At 46.5% G+C, this 16,693-nt stretch carries 14 protein-coding genes; 11 read left to right on the forward strand and 3 right to left on the reverse strand.

Going from position 1 to position 16,693, the window contains the following annotated elements:
• Window positions 1-108: 108 nt before the first annotated feature.
• The 9 genes from JNUCC32_RS08915 to JNUCC32_RS08955 all read left to right on the forward strand — a co-directional run bounded on the left by JNUCC32_RS08915 (window position 109) and on the right by JNUCC32_RS08955 (window position 11,374).
• Window positions 109-1,194 carry a polysaccharide deacetylase family protein gene (locus JNUCC32_RS08915; RefSeq protein ID WP_192571717.1) on the forward strand — a complete coding sequence of 362 codons (1,086 nt, stop codon included), beginning with the start codon at window positions 109-111 and terminating at the stop codon, window positions 1,192-1,194.
• Window positions 1,195-1,237: 43 nt separating this feature from the next.
• Entirely contained in the window at window positions 1,238-2,479 is a 1,242-nt protein-coding gene (locus tag JNUCC32_RS08920; RefSeq protein ID WP_192571718.1) for a YbfB/YjiJ family MFS transporter, read from the forward strand.
• Between the two features lie 152 nt (window positions 2,480-2,631).
• Window positions 2,632-3,315: a response regulator transcription factor gene (locus JNUCC32_RS08925; RefSeq protein ID WP_015735612.1), complete on the forward strand. Its 684-nt coding sequence runs from the start codon at window positions 2,632-2,634 to the stop codon at window positions 3,313-3,315.
• Entirely contained in the window at window positions 3,316-4,317 is a 1,002-nt protein-coding gene (locus JNUCC32_RS08930; RefSeq protein WP_192571719.1) for a sensor histidine kinase, read from the forward strand.
• A gap of 102 nt (window positions 4,318-4,419) precedes the next feature.
• Window positions 4,420-5,358: a VanZ family protein gene (locus JNUCC32_RS08935; protein ID WP_192571720.1), complete on the forward strand. Its 939-nt coding sequence runs from the start codon at window positions 4,420-4,422 to the stop codon at window positions 5,356-5,358.
• An 89-nt stretch (window positions 5,359-5,447) separates the two neighbouring features.
• Window positions 5,448-6,131, forward strand: a complete 684-nt coding sequence (locus JNUCC32_RS08940) for an ABC transporter ATP-binding protein (RefSeq protein WP_096773924.1) — start codon at window positions 5,448-5,450, stop codon at window positions 6,129-6,131.
• Complete coding sequence (locus tag JNUCC32_RS08945; protein ID WP_192571721.1) at window positions 6,128-8,719, forward strand: ABC transporter permease; 2,592 nt, start codon at window positions 6,128-6,130, stop codon at window positions 8,717-8,719. Before JNUCC32_RS08940 ends, JNUCC32_RS08945 begins: the two co-directional genes overlap by 4 nt.
• Before the next feature lie 216 nt (window positions 8,720-8,935).
• Window positions 8,936-10,255 carry a HAMP domain-containing sensor histidine kinase gene (locus JNUCC32_RS08950; protein ID WP_192571722.1) on the forward strand — a complete coding sequence of 440 codons (1,320 nt, stop codon included), beginning with the start codon at window positions 8,936-8,938 and terminating at the stop codon, window positions 10,253-10,255.
• A gap of 177 nt (window positions 10,256-10,432) precedes the next feature.
• Complete coding sequence (locus JNUCC32_RS08955; RefSeq protein WP_192571723.1) at window positions 10,433-11,374, forward strand: hypothetical protein; 942 nt, start codon at window positions 10,433-10,435, stop codon at window positions 11,372-11,374.
• Between the two features lie 118 nt (window positions 11,375-11,492).
• On the opposite strand, the gene JNUCC32_RS08960 is transcribed toward JNUCC32_RS08955, so the two are convergent.
• Complete coding sequence (locus JNUCC32_RS08960; RefSeq protein WP_192571724.1) at window positions 11,493-12,380, reverse strand: helix-turn-helix transcriptional regulator; 888 nt, start codon at window positions 12,378-12,380, stop codon at window positions 11,493-11,495.
• Window positions 12,381-12,504: 124 nt separating this feature from the next.
• Here JNUCC32_RS08960 and JNUCC32_RS08965 point away from each other — a divergent pair, with 124 nt between their 5' ends.
• The gene (locus JNUCC32_RS08965; RefSeq protein ID WP_192571725.1) at window positions 12,505-13,413 is read left to right on the forward strand and encodes a DMT family transporter; all 909 of its coding nucleotides are present in this window, start codon (window positions 12,505-12,507) and stop codon (window positions 13,411-13,413) included.
• 111 nt (window positions 13,414-13,524) lie between these two features.
• Complete coding sequence (locus JNUCC32_RS08970; protein ID WP_192571726.1) at window positions 13,525-14,010, forward strand: DinB family protein; 486 nt, start codon at window positions 13,525-13,527, stop codon at window positions 14,008-14,010.
• A 229-nt stretch (window positions 14,011-14,239) separates the two neighbouring features.
• Here the strand turns inward: JNUCC32_RS08970 and JNUCC32_RS08975 are convergent, their stop codons facing one another.
• Entirely contained in the window at window positions 14,240-15,139 is a 900-nt protein-coding gene (locus JNUCC32_RS08975; protein WP_192571727.1) for an EamA family transporter, read from the reverse strand.
• 229 nt (window positions 15,140-15,368) lie between these two features.
• Window positions 15,369-16,217 (reverse strand): dihydrodipicolinate synthase family protein, encoded by an 849-nt coding sequence (locus tag JNUCC32_RS08980; RefSeq protein WP_228468987.1) that lies wholly within the window; start codon window positions 16,215-16,217, stop codon window positions 15,369-15,371.
• Window positions 16,218-16,693: the final 476 nt, after the last annotated feature.

Here is a 16,693-nt window from a genome sequence, read left to right on the forward strand (position 1 = left end):
TACCTGAATCATTTGTTCATATTATTCAATTTTACAAAACATTGCTGGAATTTTACAATAGGTTCACCGGTATTCTGATGAAAAGATATTACAGAAGGGGGATTTACGATGTCTAATTTGGTCATTACTCGCGGCAATCCGGCGCTTTCTCACTGTGCCTTTTCGTTTGATGACGGACCGATGCGGGTTCCTGTTGACGCATGGCTGGATGCTTTGGAGCAGGGAGGCGCGTGCGGGACGTTTTTTTTAACGGGCGAGTGGTTTGATCGGTATCCGGCGAAAGCAAGAGAAATGATAGCCAGGGGCCATGAGCTTACCACGCATACCTACCATCACCGCAGAATGGCAGATGTGACCAAAGCCGTTTTCTTGGAAGAGTTGAAATGGGCTGAGCTTGCTTATCAAGAAGCAACGGGAAGGCCGGTTCCGACTTTCATGCGGTTTCCTTACGCCTCTTATCGGGAAGAAAATTTGGAATGGCTTCGGGAGTGGAACTATCTGGTCATCGAGGGGGAGGATACCGTCGACTGGTCGGGACCGCCAAGCGCGCAGCTTGTGGAACGGGTGATACCTAAGCTGGATAATGGGACGATTTTGATGTTTCATGCCAATGAAATCGCCAAAGAAACGCCGCAGGCCGTAAAATCGCTTGTACACCATGCTCATGCCAAGGGTCTTGATATGATCACCGTATCCGATCTCCTTCGTGCCAATGGCATCAGGGCAGGCGAACGCAGCTGGCAAGTCCGCTTCAAACCGACTCTCCCGAACTCTTACCAAAGTGAGCAGTGGAAGAGCGTCGCTGACGAGGATGAATTGCGGAAGCTGGCTGCCGATTCACTTGAATGGGGGAACCCGAAAGCTCCGACGGGGTCAGGAGCTTTCGGCAAATGGCTGCAAGCGCTCTCCATACATTCTCCGTCGGATGGTGAAACGCGTTTTGTCGCACGCAGCTTTGCCGGACAGCACTGGGCATACGTGCGTGCTTCGATCCGGGGCGGCACGCTGATACTGGAGGACTTCGCTACGAAGGAAGCCCATGCGGATGCTATAGTCTATATCCTGCAATGGGCGGCTCACGAGGCATCAGCCTTGGGCTGCGAATGGATCACCAGCACACAGGAGATGCGCCGGATTCACAAGCTGTGCGAACAGATGGGCATCGAAGCCGAGATTGTAATGCAGGAAGGGTAGCGGTTCATGGTTCGTCTTATTATTTTGGGGGAAGATGGGGGATATGGGGACTAAATCGGCATGGAATTGGATTACGCTATGGGCATCGTTATTATTTGTCGTGATACTCGGTTTTTCCCGGCTCTCCTACGGCATGTTTTTGCCCGGGATCCAGAGGGTCATCGGGGGGAGCTATGGACAGTTGGGTATACTCGGCACCGTCAACTTTATCGGTTATTTAATCGGGACGTTGTGTCTTTCCCCATTGATCTCGCGGTTTCCAGACCACAAGCATATCATGAATCGGATGACGTGCTTATTGCTCGGATTAACTTTGATCGGCTCGGCATTTAGTGACCATTTTACCCAGCTTGGGCTTTGGCGGTTCGCCATCGGATTGTTATCTGCCTTCGCGACCGTGTTAGTTCTGTCCATTGCCATGGATGCCGTTCGACCGGCGGAACGAGGCGTTGCATCGGGTCTTATATGGCTGGGGGGTTCTGCCGGCATTCTAGTGACGGGTTTGTTCGCCCCCTTTATCATTGATCCTTCACACCTGCAGGGATGGCGTTATGCTTGGGTAATCATGGGCGTATTCGGTGTAATTGCCGCGCTTGGCTTCGAGTTCGTTGTTACCAGAGAGAGGGGAGTCGTAAAAATACCGGCGCCGACCGAATCGAAGCCATGGGACCAAGAAAGCAATCATGTGTATCGTCTCCTGTTGAACCCCAAAAAGCTCTTGTTCCTAATCGCTTCTTATTTCTTCTTCGGCTGGGGATACATCATCTATTTCACGTATTTGATTCCCTATCTGGTGAACCAAGGCATTCCATCCCTCTATGCCGGGCTGATATGGTCCGGTATCGGATTCGCGGGTTTGTTTAACGGATGGATCGGAGGCAAAGCCATTGACCGATGGCCGAGCGGGTATACGCTGGCGTCGGGATTAACCTTAGGTACGATCGGTGCGTGTGGGGTAATCACTGATAATATGTTCTTTACTGTACTTGGAGCCACCACGATTGGGTTGGTTTCCTTTATTACCCCTCCGCTGATGACAACCGCGCTTCTTCGTCGTCATGTCCCTCACCACGCGTATGCGCCAAGCCTCAGCATAGCCACTGCTTTTTTTGCCTCTGGACAGATCATCGGTCCCATCGTTGGAGGTTTGATCGTCGAACAATACGGCTTGCCATTCGGCGTGGCATCCAGCGCCATCTTTATGGCGATTGCCGCTGCGTTGGCTGTATTGTATGGACAACAGCAACGAAAGCTTGAGATTCGAGATTTGCCTATCCGTAGTTGATGTTGAAGCATCATATTGAGGCAGCTGGTCAAATGATCGGCTGCCGTTTTCATTGTGGCAACGGCTTTTATTTTTCCTAATGCGTTGGTAAACTATCAGAATGAAGATGGGGTCATAAATTTAATCATAACGTTAGGATGATCTTTTTGGATATGAAATTCTTGTTAGTGGAAGATGATAAAACGATTGCGTCCGGCCTGGAATATTCGCTGCAGCAAGAGCGCTATTCCACCGTTATTTGCCATGATGTCGCATCTGCAAAACAGGTGCTCGCCGAAGACATCGATCAGTTCGCTTTATGTCTGTTCGATTTACAGCTTCCGGACGGAAGCGGCTATGAATTGTGCAAGATGGTGAAGGAGCGGCGTGACATTCCGGTCATCTTCTTAACCGTGATCGATGATGAGGTTAATGTCGTGATGGGGCTTGATATGGGAGCCGATGATTATATTACCAAACCTTTTCGGGTTCGCGAACTTCTTTCGCGGATCAAGTCCGTCTTGCGGAGATACCAAAAGCCGTCCCAAGTTAACAGCATCATGGATATCGATGATATACGCATCAATACGCTGGAAGGGAAAGTGTTCAAGAACGGTGCCGAGATAGCGTTGACCGCTTTGGAATATCGCTTATTGCTCATCTTTGGCAACCATATCGGGCAGGTTCTCTCAAGAAATCAGCTATTAGAGCAAATTTGGGATGTGGCCGGCGATTTCGTGAACGACAATACGTTAACCGTTTATATCAAAAGACTGCGGGAAAAGCTGGAAGATGATCCTGGACATCCGACATTGATCAAAACCGTGCGCGGACTGGGATATAAGGTTGGTGATTAGATGCTGCGCAATCGAGAAATTAAGATGTTATTGTTCGTTATGGGTTCAATCAGCCTTGCGGCGATTGTTGCAGCTCTTATGATCTCTCCTGCCGCCGCGGTGCTCGTTTTCTTCCTATCGATTTTGCTCATTGGCGGCAGCTTGTTATTTACGAAATGGAGATACCGGGAAATTGAAAAGCTGTCCGTCTATTTGCGGGAGATTAGCAGCGGCAATGATACCCTTGACGTACGGGATAATACAGAAGGCGAGCTTAGCATCCTAAAGAATGATATTTACAAAGTGACGCGCATGCTGTCGGAACACCGGTCGCTATTGCAGCGGGACAAACTTCAATTGACGGATGCCATCTCCGATATTTCGCATCAGCTCAAAACGCCGCTCACCTCCATGACCGTCATGGCGGATCTGCTAAGCGCCCCCGACCTGCCTCCGGTCAAAAGAACGGAGTTCACCCACCATATTCGCATCCAGCTTGAACGGATCGACTGGCTTGTTTCTTCCTTATTAAAGCTATCGAAAATGGACGCGAAGACCATCCCATTCAAAAAAGATCGAATACCCATGAAAAACCTTATCCAAAAGGCATTAGAGCCGGTAATGATTCCGATGGATATTAAGGGACAGACGGTTTCCATTGCGGGGGATGACGATGTCTCTTTTGTCGGCGATTTCAATTGGACTGCCGAAGCGGTTATCAATATTTTGAAAAACGGAGTGGAGCATACGCCTGAAGGCGGTGCGATCGCCATCTCATTTTCCGAAAACGCGTTATACACGGAAATCGTCATTGCCGACAACGGAAAAGGCATTCCGAAAGAAGAATTGCCGTATATTTTCAAACGTTTCTACAAAGGAAAGAATGCTAGCGAAGGGAGCATCGGCATAGGCCTTGCGATGGCCCAGAGCATCATTGCCAGCCAGAACGGCGTGATCGATGTGACGAGCGACAGCGAGAAGGGTACGCAGTTTCGGATTAAATTTTATAAGCAGGTGATTTAGCAGCACTCCTCTAAGTGACTGAATTGTCACCTCCATCGTCACTGAAAAGTCATTTTAGGCAGATAAAATGATTTTCATCAGAAGAACGATGGAGGTAAGACAATGCAATCGAAGCAACAGCGTAAGATTATTTTTGCTATCACGATATTTTACACCCTGTTTATTCTTTATTTTTTGTTTTTCGCTTTCGGCAGAGTAGGTAAGGCAGATCCAATCATGGGGTACACCTTTATTTTTTTACCGGACGATTTTTTTAGGCTGCCAGGTCTATCCGACCTTCTACATCCGACGTTGATGGATTTTGTGGGTTTCGGGAACGTCGCCGCTTTCATTCCTTTTGGCATTTTGATTCCGTTGTTATATCGAACCAACTTTGTTCGCTTCATGACTTTGTTCGTCCTGTCCATTCTTATGCTGGAGACGATTCAGGCGCTTACTTTCCTCGGCAGCTTCGACATGAACGACGTCATACAGAATTCAACGGGCGCAGCCATCGGATTCGGGGCGTACAAACTTGGCTTTCGTACAAAAAACTACTGGAGAAATATTGCTGCTGCGGGTTTTTCCGGCATTGTCTTGATGCTCGGGGTATGGGGGATCTTCGGAATGGTTGACCAAGCGTTCACCAAAGATTTGGGACCCTTTGTAGCGATAAACGATTTAAGGGATCGTACGGGAAATCCAACAACAGGACCCAAAACGGCCAGTTTTGAGATTGGCGGTCAAGAAGTGGAACCCCAATATAATGTGTACAGCCTCGAAGGCAAGAACAAGGAAACGTACAGGTACACGCTAGGCAATAAGAAGGAGGTGTACCTCTTCTTGAATTATGGAATTCCCGATCAGGAGGATTCCCGGGGCAGCATTAGGATTACCGCCGATGGACATGAGTTCCTGACTGTATCTGTAGAAGCCGGTCGTCATGAGCCGGATATGAGTTCCATTTATCTCCCTCAGGCCAATGAGCTTACGATAACCATTGAGGGAAATGTAACCCTGTGGGATGTTGGGTATAAAGAGATGGTCTATAGCTGGAATTGAGCATGAAGGAGCGCTCATGGTTCCGAAGTGAGTTTTGTACGAAGTCGATTCAAGAAGTAACGCCCACAAAACTTTTAGGAGATATGGCAATGGAAATTTTAAAAATCGAGCATCTGTCTAAAATATACGGCACAGGCGAATCGGCGGTAAAGGCGCTTGACGATATTTCGTTTTCGGTTCAAAAAGGCGAATTCGTCGCGATTATCGGTCCGTCCGGATCGGGAAAATCGACCCTTCTTCATCTGCTGGGAGGCGTCGATCGACCGACAAGCGGCAAGGTTTTCGTTGAAAATACGGACATCTATGCATTGGACGAAACGCGACTGGCCATCTTCCGTCGGCGACAAATCGGACTGATCTACCAGTTTTTCAATCTGATTCCCACCTTAACGGTGAAAGAGAACATGACGCTTCCGCTCTTGCTTGACAACCAGCAGGAAGATAAGAAGCAGTTCGATGGACTCGTAAAGACCCTAAATTTGGAGCATCGTTTAAACCACCTGCCGAATCAGTTATCCGGCGGACAGCAGCAGCGGGTTTCGATCGGCAGAGCGATCATCAGTAACCCTGCCATCATGCTGGCAGACGAGCCTACCGGGAATTTGGACAGCAAAAATAGCAGCGAGATCGTCGATTTGTTGAAAATGTTGAATAAAACCTATCATCAGACGCTGATTGTCATCACTCACGACGAACGAATCGCTTTGCAGGCCGACAGGATCATTTCAATTGTAGACGGGAAGATTGCCAAAGACGAGGTGATCCGTCGATGAATATTGTCTACAAACTTGCCATCCGGAATATAAAGCAAAACAAGAGACGAACACTCGTAACCATCATCGGCGTCATCATTTCGGTTGCCATGGTGACCGCTGTCGCTACGCTTGTGTTCTCCTTCTCGGATTTAATGATCAGGCAAACCATCGCGGATAGCGGGGAGTGGCATGTCCAATATCAAGATGTTACCAAAGAACAGCTTGCGGCGATACAAGCCGATGAGGCAACTAAAACCGTTGCGATTACAAGGGATCTTGGCTTCGCTCCTTTAGAAGGGGGACAAAATCCCAACAAACCATACTTGTTCATTAAGGAGTATGATGCGCAAGGTTTCACGCAATTTCAGGTTGAACTAAGCAAGGGGCGTCTACCCCGTACGGACAAGGAAGTCGTTATCTCCGAGCCCGTTGCAACGAACGCCAAAGTGAAGTACGAAATCGGCGATCGTCTAACCCTTCGCATTGGCGAACGGTTCGAACAAGGGGGCGATCATCCTTTGGACCAGACCGAACCGCTGCGTAGGGAAGACGGCATATTGACGGAATCGTTGCAGCATATCGAGACAAGGGATTATACGGTGGTCGGCTACATCAAGCGTCCCGAATGGGAAACGGCTTGGGGGCCGGGTTATACGATTATCAGCTATGTCGATGATAATATGATCGGGTCAAACGATCACGTGAATGCGGCGGTGGTCTTGCAGAAAATCAAACCGTCCTTGTTCGCGCATGCGGAAAATGTGGCAAAGAGAAACGACATCGAATCGGTCCAATACAATAACGACTTGCTGCATTATTACGGCTTATCCAAAAACGAAGAATCGTACAGCACGATGTACTCTTTATCGGCGATCCTGATGGCGGTCATTATGATCGGCTCGGTTTCGCTCATCTATAATGCGTTTGCGATATCCGTCTCGGAACGTTCCCGTCATTTAGGGATGCTCGCGAGCGTCGGGGCTACGAAAAGGCAGAAGCGAAATTCCGTGCTTTTTGAAGGTGTCATTATTGGCTTGATCAGCATTCCGATTGGCATTCTATGCGGTCTTGCCGGGATCGGAATCACCTTTTGGTTCATGAACCCGATGATTGAAGGGGCATTATGGAGCAGTGAAAAGCTGACGGTCATCGTCACGCCATTATCACTCTTGATTGCCTGTGTTGTTTCGATGCTGACGATTTTCATCTCGACGTATCTTCCGGCGATCAAAGCATCCAAGGTTTCCGCTTTGGACGCGATTCGCCAAACGTCCGACGTTAAGCTTACGGCGAAAGCCGTGAAAACGTCGAGGTTCATTCGCAAGCTCTTCGGCATCGAAGCGGAAATCGGATTGAAAAACTTAAAAAGAAACAAACGGAGATATCATGCCATTGTATTTTCGCTTGTCATCAGCATCGTTTTGTTTTTGACGGTATCGTTTTTTACCGCCGGCATGAAACAATCCCTGGAACTGTCGCAGGAAGGCGTCAATTATGATATTGAAGTGTCGTACAGCACTGGAAAAAGAATAGACGACCGGTTGATGCAATCGATTGTATCCTTAGATGGTGTAACGGAATACAACCTGATTCAAGAGTTCTATAAGCAGGCTTGGGTCGATGAAGCGTACATCGCCGATGAATTGCAAGAGATGGTTAAGAAGGATAAGGGTTTACTGCAGGACGGAAAATACCCTTACGAGATTAAGATCCATGCATTAGACGATTCGAGTCTGCAAGCCTATGCCAATGCCGTCGGTGCAAATTACGAACAGCTTAGGGATCCGGATCATCCTGCCGCGATCGTGATGGATACGATACGCTACCAAGATATGGATGCGGGGAAATATGTCCAGACGAAGGCCGTGTATACGAATGTCGGTCAAAATTTCGAACTAACGAATAGCTATAAAGATAATGCGGAAGAAACGAAGGTAAGCCGGGTGACCGTTGCCGCGCTGACGGATCAAGCGCCGATGGGGATGAGCGGGGCAGGCGTGGGCGGGTTAAATATGATCGTGTCGGAACGCATCATGGATCAATTGGCAGACGACGAGGAGCCGGCTAACCTTCAGACATACCTCTATTTGAAAAGTACGGAGCCGATGAGAACACAGCAGGAAATCGAAGAGATGTTTGAGACCAATCTGAATGTCTACAATGTACATCAATCCAGAAAAAGCGAAGAACAACAGATTCTATTGACGGCCGTCTTTTCTTACGGTTTTATCGTATTAATCTCCGCGATTTCCATTGCGAATATTTTTAATACCATCTCAACGGGCTTATCCCTTCGTAAGCGAGAAATTGCGATGTTAAAATCCGTTGGCATGACGCCAAAGGGCTTTGCGAAAATGATGAACTATGAAAGTATTTTTTATGGGGTCAAGTCGCTGCTGTTCGGGCTTCCCGTCAGTGTCGCCGTGATGATTCTGATCTATAGGTCATTTGCGAACAGATTCAGCTACGGATTCACCGTTCCCTGGCTGAGTGTGCTGTCAGTTGTCGTCGCCGTATTTGTTATTGTCGTTTCTGCGATTATTTTTTCCAGCAGGAAATTAAAAAAGGAAAACATTATTGATGCGTTAAAGCAGGAGAATATATAGGCAGATCGAAATTGACTATTAGGAAAGCCGCATAAGCTGCGGCTTTTTTGCTTGAAGCATAGAAGTTCTCGTAATAACTCTCACCGTATTTCCTTCGTGTGTTAGACTAACCTTATACCATTTGTTAGGAGTCTGTGTGAAGATGAAGACATTCACGATTGAGACGATTCGCGGCGTCGGATACCGAGTGAGAACATGAGGATGCGCACCTCGTTAATGAGCAAATACCTGGCTCTGATGATGACCGCATTGCTGCTATGGCCGGTTATTCCAGCGATGTTTTATTTACCGGGTTACCTATTCAGCGAGCATTCGATGTATCGTCCGGAAGAGATCACTCGTAGGTGGCAAGAGGAGGCCATCAAGCTGAATGGTGCAGGAAGTGCCGCGATTTATGCCAAACTAGGCGCGTTGAGCAAGGAATATCCGGAGGCGGAGATATTCTGGGTCGACTCGTCGGGTAGAACGAATGCGATCAAGGTCACCTCGAACGATATCCCGGCGCAATGGAATTATGAGGATATGCTCTCGCTTCAAACCCTGGATAGCAGCCAGGAAGCGTTTACCTTGACGGCTCTCATCGGAAACGATCCAAAACAAGGCTTTATGGTGATGAGTCTTCCCGAATCTTATATTATATCTGCGGAAATGTCGTTTCCAGAGAACATGCCGTTAGCCATTATGTTCTTCACCGTCTGTCTATGCTTCTTGGTACTGTCATTTCTGTTCTTCGTGAATCTTCGAAAAAGATTGATTAAACTTCGATCAGCGATGAACTTAAGCGGGAAGACCGGCTTCCCGAATGAAGTCGTTATTAGCAAGGAAGACGAGATTGGAGAGCTGGAAGGCGCCTTTAACCGGATGGTCTGCGAGCTTAAAGAAAGTCAGCAGCGGGAGCAGGAGGAGGAGGAACTGCGTAAGCAATTCATTTCGAATATTTCCCACGATCTCCGGACTCCGTTAACTGTCATTCGGCAGCATGTTCATTCCGTTCGAAGTAATCCTGCTGCTTCCCAGGAACAGACGTCGCTTTCTATCATTGACCACAAGCTGGATGAAGTCGACAAGTTGATGGATAACCTGCTGTCATACTCACTGCTATCAGCGGGTAAGTATCCCATTAACATCCAATCGATCGATATCACTGAAGAAGTTCGTAACCGCGTGGCCGAATGGTATCCGATCTTCGAGGCAAAGGACTTTGATGTTGTTGTCGAGCTGCCTGATTGCCCGATCCTATGGAATGTAGACCCCATGTGGCTTCATCGGATCATTGACAATGTGTTCCAGAACGTGGTGCGTCATGCTGGAGTTGGCCGATACATCGGCATTCAAATCACGGATTATCCCAATCAGGCTATTATCGTACAAGACAAGGGTCCCGGCACTTGTAACGAGTCTCCTGAAAAAGGAGCTGGAATTGGATTGTCCATTGTATCCATGATGACCAGGGAGATGGGTTTGCAATGGGAGTTGAAGTCCGAAGCAAACGGAAGCTCGTTTTATCTTTGGAAGGATAGCGGCGGCAGCATTTAGATTACGATTGCATGCAGTTTCTTTTTTTGATCAATTACCTCGCGTAAGGCTACTTATGTAGAAATTTAACCCATTCTTAAACTTAAGGTCGCTTTACTTTTCGAATCAGAAGATAGAATGGGATATGCAAGCAGCGTTATTTAAGGAGGTAAGTAATCCAACATGAGGTATGATAACATGGCAATGTCGAAAGAGCTGCAGGCGCCGTTATGGATGAAAATGCGTCGTATATGCGGCTATGGAGCAGCCATATCGGTGTTGCCGTATCTGTTGATCAAAATCGTTTGGACTTTAGGTTTCTTCATTCCGACCGAACAAATGGGCGATGTTAGCTGGCGTGCGATCAACGCAGCTACCGTAGTGCTCGCAATGATCGGAATCCTGCTGGCGCTGGCGTTCAGCATGCCATGGGGCGAACGTCTTCCTGCTTGGCTGGTTGCCATCCCCATTTGGATGGGTACGGGTCTGCTGGTTCCTATGCTGCTCTTGGCACCAGTACTAGGACCGGCAGCCATGACTCGGGATAAGGAGGCAGGCGCGGCCGATGTTTGGGTTTATGAACAGTTGTTCGTCATGATATCGCTGGTCGGTGTCGGCATTTGTCTGCCTCTCGCCCTAGCAGGTTACGCCAGAACACGCTGGCCGGAGGCCTTCGGCACATTCATTGATTATCGTGATTTACCCGGGAACACTTTGAAGCTGCAGCAAACATTGGCCAAGTTTGTTGGAGTTGGCTGTATTCTACTCGGCACCATTAAGGTGTTTTGGGCTGCGGGAGGGACCTTCGGCATTGACCCGGCAAGAGTGGATGAACGCGATGTGTGGTGGCATCTGCTGACGTTTAGTACCGGAGCATGGTCTATCGTTGGAGCGTGGGGAGCTCGGGTTCTAACTTCGGATAACGGATCGCGAAGGTTTCTCCCCCCGATGGCAACGGTGTGGATTTCGTCGGGAATGTTATTCTCGTACAATCTCTTTTCCGCCATACGCACGGACTCCCAATTTTCGCCGGAGTATGCGTTGCTGCGGGTGTTGACCACGGAAGCGGGGATTATTTTGGGGATCATCATGGTAATGATCATTCTTCTTGTGCTGCACGATCGACGGCGAGTCTGGTAAATTACCCGTACCGCTGGTTTTTGTCAAACGACAAGAGGTATGAATACACTGAAAAGCCGCATGGTATGCGGCTTTTTTGTTTGAAGCATATAAAGTTCCTAAACTCCATTACGGCATGTTACGTTATTTTTTTCAGCTTTTTATAGGTTAAAGGTGTCATGTTCATTGTTTTTCTGAATTGATTGATGAAATAGCTGGTGCTGTTAAATCCTACCTGATAGGCAACGTCCGTGACGTTATTTTCGGGCTGCTGCAATAAAATCAAGCTTTTTTGAATACGGTATTCCATCACATAATTCAAAGGCGATTTCTTTAGAAGTCGTTTGAAGTATCGGCAGCATTCGGACCGACTCAATTGCCCCGCCTTTGCGATATCCTCTAATATGATTTTTTCAGCATAATGGTGATGAATCCAATTCAGCATTTGCTTCATTCTATGGTTCTTCAGCATATCTGCTTCTTTGTATTCCAATGGAAAACCGTTAACAACCAAATTTCTCCATATGTGAGTTAACTGTATCGTAAGGTCTATTTCATATAAAGCTGGACGTTGATGGATCAGTCGGTCCATTTCCAATATCGCATCCAGGATGTTTTTTGCCCAATGTTCCCTTGGGGGCAGGATGATATAAGATAAGTTCGTCGCTTCGATATAAGGATATACATACGTTCGAAAGAGCTCTTGTGAGAGAACAAAACTAGGCAAAACATTTAAACAAATATAGTGACAACCTGAGTCGTTATCATCTTTTGCCAGGTGCAGGGAGCCGCTATTAATAAAAATTCCGTCACCTTCATGCAGCGTCACTTTTTCTTCTTGGATCTGAAAGATGGCTTGTCCCTTCATGATCCGAACAAATTGAAATTCTTCATGCCAGTGCAAGGGGATATATCCATTGATGTTTTGACGAATGGTTGTGCGATAACATGCCATTGGCAAGACTGTGGTTCGATGTTCGGTCAGCTCTTTAAAATTTTGGCCGACTTTGAAGTTTTTTGTTTGCATCCATATGACCTCAATCTCAATATACTTATATTTTATGATCTGATTCTCGTATCTAATTATACATTTTCTCTTTATTATAGTCTGTAAACGATACTATTTTATAACTTTAATGGAGAGTTGACATATGGATAAAGGAAAAGGATTATTTTTCATCATGACAGGGGCAATATTTTGGGGAATCGGAGGGACGGTTGCAAAAAAGCTATTCCAGCAATACGGCATCGATATGGGTTGGTTCGTTACGATTCGACTACTTATCGCAGGATTACTGCTCCTATGCATTCACATTTTAAAAAAAGGACCTGCCGATATTTTTGGGATCTGGAAGAATAAAAGGTTCTCGTTACAGCTCGTTATTTTTGGATTAGTTGGTATGCTCGGGGTTCAATATACGTATATGGCTTCAATAGAAAAGGGAAACGCTGCAGTTGCTACTTTATTGCAATATTTAGCTCCTGTAATGATTATTATTTACTTGTTTGTCCGTAAGCAATCTGCCCCAACGAGAAAAGATATGTATACCGTTTCGCTCGCATTACTGGGTAGTTTTTTCTTGCTGACCAATGGTTCGCTGTCTCAATTATCCGTACCCTCAGACGCTGTGCTTTGGGGAATATTATCCGGGGCTGCCCTTGCGTTTTATACCTTGTATGCTGTTCGCTTTCTCGCAAAATACGACTCATTAGTCATTGTTGGCTGGGCGATGTTGATCGGGGGGGGTGCATTGAGTTTTATCCACCCGCCTTGGCAGATGAATATTAAAAGCTTGCCGTTCGAAGCCTGCTTATATTTGATATTCGTCATTATTTTTGGAACGATGCTGGCCTTTTGGTTTTATATCGAAAGCTTAAACCACTTATCGCCCAAAGAGTCAAGTCTTTTGGGGAGCTTAGAACCAGTGGCAGCCGTATTCACAACCGTATTCTGGTTAAAGGATTCGTTCGGATGGCTCCAATGGATTGGGATGTCCTGCATCATGGCTATGGTTCTTTTCTTATCTTTGAATAGAGACGCTTCATCCAACAATACATGACATGCTAGAGGTAAACCTCGGATCCGGAATCTTCATAGAGGGAGGATAATGGAATTAGATCGCGAATCATGAGTATACGCAACAAAGTTTATGATTACAGGAGGCTGTGACATGTTGAAGCTATTCGAGTATAACTGGCAAGTTCGCCAAGATTGGTTTGACTGGTGCGATACCGTGAGCGAGGAAGAGTTGTTGAAACAACGCACCGGTGGCATAGGAAGCATTCTCTTCACACTGTATCATATCGTGACCGTTGAATATGCCTGGTTGTGCGGGGATTTGCAAGGGAAAGAGCTGGATATTCCTTCGTTCGAGGATTGTGCCAGCGTCCAAGGATTAAGAGATTATTCGGCCCGAGCCCATGCGGAAATTGCACCCTTCGTCTACGACTGGAATGATAGCTTGGAAGATCACATCATGGTTGACACGAACCAGGACGGGGAACAGGAAAGATTTACATTCGGCGAAGTGATGCGTCACGTGATCGCCCATGAAATTCATCATATCGGTCAATTGTCTATCTGGTCGCGAGAAATCGGAAAGCAGCCGGTTACTGCAAACTTGATTCATAGAGGGTTATTCGATATTAAATGCTGATGCATTCTATTGAACGATAAACATGCCAGGGTCAGCATATGGACGAGTTCACAGCTATGCAATCGGCAAAGATGCCGAACTGCTTGTCCCCAACGAATGGCGTAAAGAGCAAAAATCCTTCAGTTCTAGTATGGAACCGAAGGATTCATTTTTTTGTTCTTACTCCATCTACTTAATATCGAGCCATATCCTATTGGGTTTAGCGGTTTTTTTGTCACATGCTTTTAGCTTACACAGTGGTTGTCAAAGCTTCTCCGTTCCGAGTACGAAATCGAATATTACTGTAAAAAATTCCGCCCAGAATGATGATCACGCCAATCCACTGAGACCAGCTTATGGTTTCTCCCAGGACTAAAGAGGACATGGCAATGACAACCGGCAATTCGGATGACGTAAGAATGGTCCCCAATCCCGAACCGACATGCGGCATTCCAATCGAATACAGAAGAGGGGGGAGGACGCCGCCGAATATGCCCAGTGCCAATCCGTAAGGAATGATCCCCACGAATACATCCAAGTCGAATAAAAACGTTGGCGGAAAAACGATAAATACGGTCAATACGCCTCCCGTGGAAAGTAGGGCGCTTTTTAAAATGGGAGGGGTTTCCTTTTCAACCGACCCACTCAAAAATACGAATGCGGAAAAGGACGATGCCGCAAGCATTCCCCAGAGGCATCCCTGCCATGATAACACTATGGGTTCTTGGAATAGGATATTGGCTGCCAACACGGAACCAGCCAAAAGCAAGGCGATGGAAATGAGTTTCGTCTTGGTTGGCTTTTTCTTGTGGAATACCCACTCCAACAAGGCTCCGATCCAAACAAATTGGAACAAAATAACGATTGCTAGAGAGGCGCTTAAAGTTTGTAGGGCTTGATAATAAAATATGCCCGTTAACCCGAAGGGAATTCCAGAAAGGATAAGCTTTAAAGCTTGGATCCGAGTCAGTTTTTTCTTTTTGGTAAATAACACGGCAAGCCAACAGAGGACAACGCCGAAGAGATACTGTCCTCCGGTTACTGCGGACACGGTGAAACCTGCTGCATAGGCCAATTTAACGAAGGTGGACAAAACCCCATAACTGCAGCCTCCTAAAAAAACGATCAATGCATAGTGCCATAATTTCATCTAATCATTATCCTCCTTAGTTAAACGCAAAAAAGCCACACAAACGACCGTACGGCCTTTGCGTGGCGAAAATGGAGAGATAACTCTCCAGAAAAGTCCACATCATCCCAAATAGGTTTTAGGTAAGATATTAAGTTTCATTTAACAGTATAAAAGCATACTTTGATCCATGTCAATTACTATGTATAAAAATATTAGGGCTGCGCAACAGCCCCAATATAGATGTCAATCAAGATGATTCCATAAGTTGAATGTCTACAAGTATGGACTTCAAATGCTCTCTGGCTGAAGGATTCAGTGGTTGTAACGGAAGAGGGAGGCTGGGACTTGAAATCAAGTTATCCATTTCTGCTGCTGCAGATACTACGCGAAGACTACCAAATTGGCGAAATAACGTCCAAATCGGTTCGAGCTGTTTAGAAAGGCGATTGGCTTCGTCTGCAAAGCCCTCCAAAGCCAATCGAGTCATCCTCATGCATGTCTTAGGAAATAAGCCTCCCAGCACCGAGTACCAAGCTTCGCAACCTGCATTCAAGCCGATGGCTGCAAACCGATCATTGCTTACTCCGATGGTTACGCTGGAAGGAATGAGCTCGCGAAGATGGCTTACTCGTGTCTTGGCTGCTTCAGGTTCAGACGGCACTCCAGGGATTTTGATTGAACGTACATTGGGGAGCTCAGCAATTCGGCCATGCAGTTCATCGCTAAAATGAAAATGCGTAGTCCCCGGATTATCATAAACGCAAAGCGGGATAGAGAGTGAGCATGTCACCTGTTTATATAAGGAGTATACTTCTTCATCCGTTAATGCTTGGTAAGAAACAGGAGCTAACAGCACCGCACTTGCTCCTGCTCTTTGTGCGTCTTCTGCCAAACGAAGCACATCAGCCGTGCGCATTGCACTTATGCTTGTCATCACGGGAATGCCCTCAGCGTAACCGACCGCAAGTTGCAAAACCCGGTAGCGTTCCTCTCGGCTCAGATAGGCATAGTTACCTGTCGAACCCAGTGCCCCGATGGAGTCTACGCCTGCTGCTGCCAATCGTTCAATTAGCTTAACAAATTCATTTTCATTAATTCATGTTTCATTCATTGGGGTCAGTGGAAATGCGGATAATCCATGGAACATGAAGCTTCACTCCTCCAAAAGTTAACTTTCATAAATAACACAAATTATAAGAATCAACCGGACTCACTTAAAGATCCAATTTCAAAACACTCATTTAGGCCAATTTATCAAATTAATATTGGTGTGTCAGTTTCAAATAAAAAAGTACCTTGATGGAAGTGGATATGCCGTCGGTAGACGGAACCGGAAAAATCGGAAAAGAGGGGGAGGAAAAAACTTTTTTTTGAAAAAAATTTATGTGAAAACCGGAATGGAATTACTAAATTCGGTCCATATGGACAACTCAACATCAAGATAAATAACGGACCGGAATCTCCCAGGGCCCAATAGGTCATAGCGATGCAAGAACAGATGCAGCTTGAAGATTCGATTTCTACCTATTAGGAGGCATGTCATTCCATAGAACGGAGATGGAAGGACAAGAA

Source organism: Paenibacillus sp. JNUCC32 (genome assembly GCF_014863545.1).
Classification (GTDB): Bacteria; Bacillota; Bacilli; order Paenibacillales; family Paenibacillaceae; genus Paenibacillus_AQ; species Paenibacillus_AQ lautus_A.

Bases quoted from the DNA above. Each gene is read 5' to 3' on its own strand.
- JNUCC32_RS08930 (WP_192571719.1), top strand. From the start codon at position 3,316: ATGCTGCGCAATCGAGAAATTAAGATGTTATTGTTCGTTATGGGTTCA.
- JNUCC32_RS08960 (WP_192571724.1), bottom strand. From the start codon at position 12,380: ATGCAAACAAAAAACTTCAAAGTCGGCCAAAATTTTAAAGAGCTGACC.
- JNUCC32_RS08945 (WP_192571721.1), top strand. From the start codon at position 6,128: ATGAATATTGTCTACAAACTTGCCATCCGGAATATAAAGCAAAACAAG.
- JNUCC32_RS08935 (WP_192571720.1), top strand. From the start codon at position 4,420: ATGCAATCGAAGCAACAGCGTAAGATTATTTTTGCTATCACGATATTT.
- JNUCC32_RS08915 (WP_192571717.1), top strand. From the start codon at position 109: ATGTCTAATTTGGTCATTACTCGCGGCAATCCGGCGCTTTCTCACTGT.
- JNUCC32_RS08955 (WP_192571723.1), top strand. From the start codon at position 10,433: ATGGCAATGTCGAAAGAGCTGCAGGCGCCGTTATGGATGAAAATGCGT.
- JNUCC32_RS08950 (WP_192571722.1), top strand. From the start codon at position 8,936: ATGAGCAAATACCTGGCTCTGATGATGACCGCATTGCTGCTATGGCCG.
- JNUCC32_RS08965 (WP_192571725.1), top strand. From the start codon at position 12,505: ATGGATAAAGGAAAAGGATTATTTTTCATCATGACAGGGGCAATATTT.
- JNUCC32_RS08970 (WP_192571726.1), top strand. From the start codon at position 13,525: ATGTTGAAGCTATTCGAGTATAACTGGCAAGTTCGCCAAGATTGGTTT.
- JNUCC32_RS08920 (WP_192571718.1), top strand. From the start codon at position 1,238: ATGGGGACTAAATCGGCATGGAATTGGATTACGCTATGGGCATCGTTA.
- JNUCC32_RS08975 (WP_192571727.1), bottom strand. From the start codon at position 15,139: ATGAAATTATGGCACTATGCATTGATCGTTTTTTTAGGAGGCTGCAGT.
- JNUCC32_RS08940 (WP_096773924.1), top strand. From the start codon at position 5,448: ATGGAAATTTTAAAAATCGAGCATCTGTCTAAAATATACGGCACAGGC.
- JNUCC32_RS08925 (WP_015735612.1), top strand. From the start codon at position 2,632: ATGAAATTCTTGTTAGTGGAAGATGATAAAACGATTGCGTCCGGCCTG.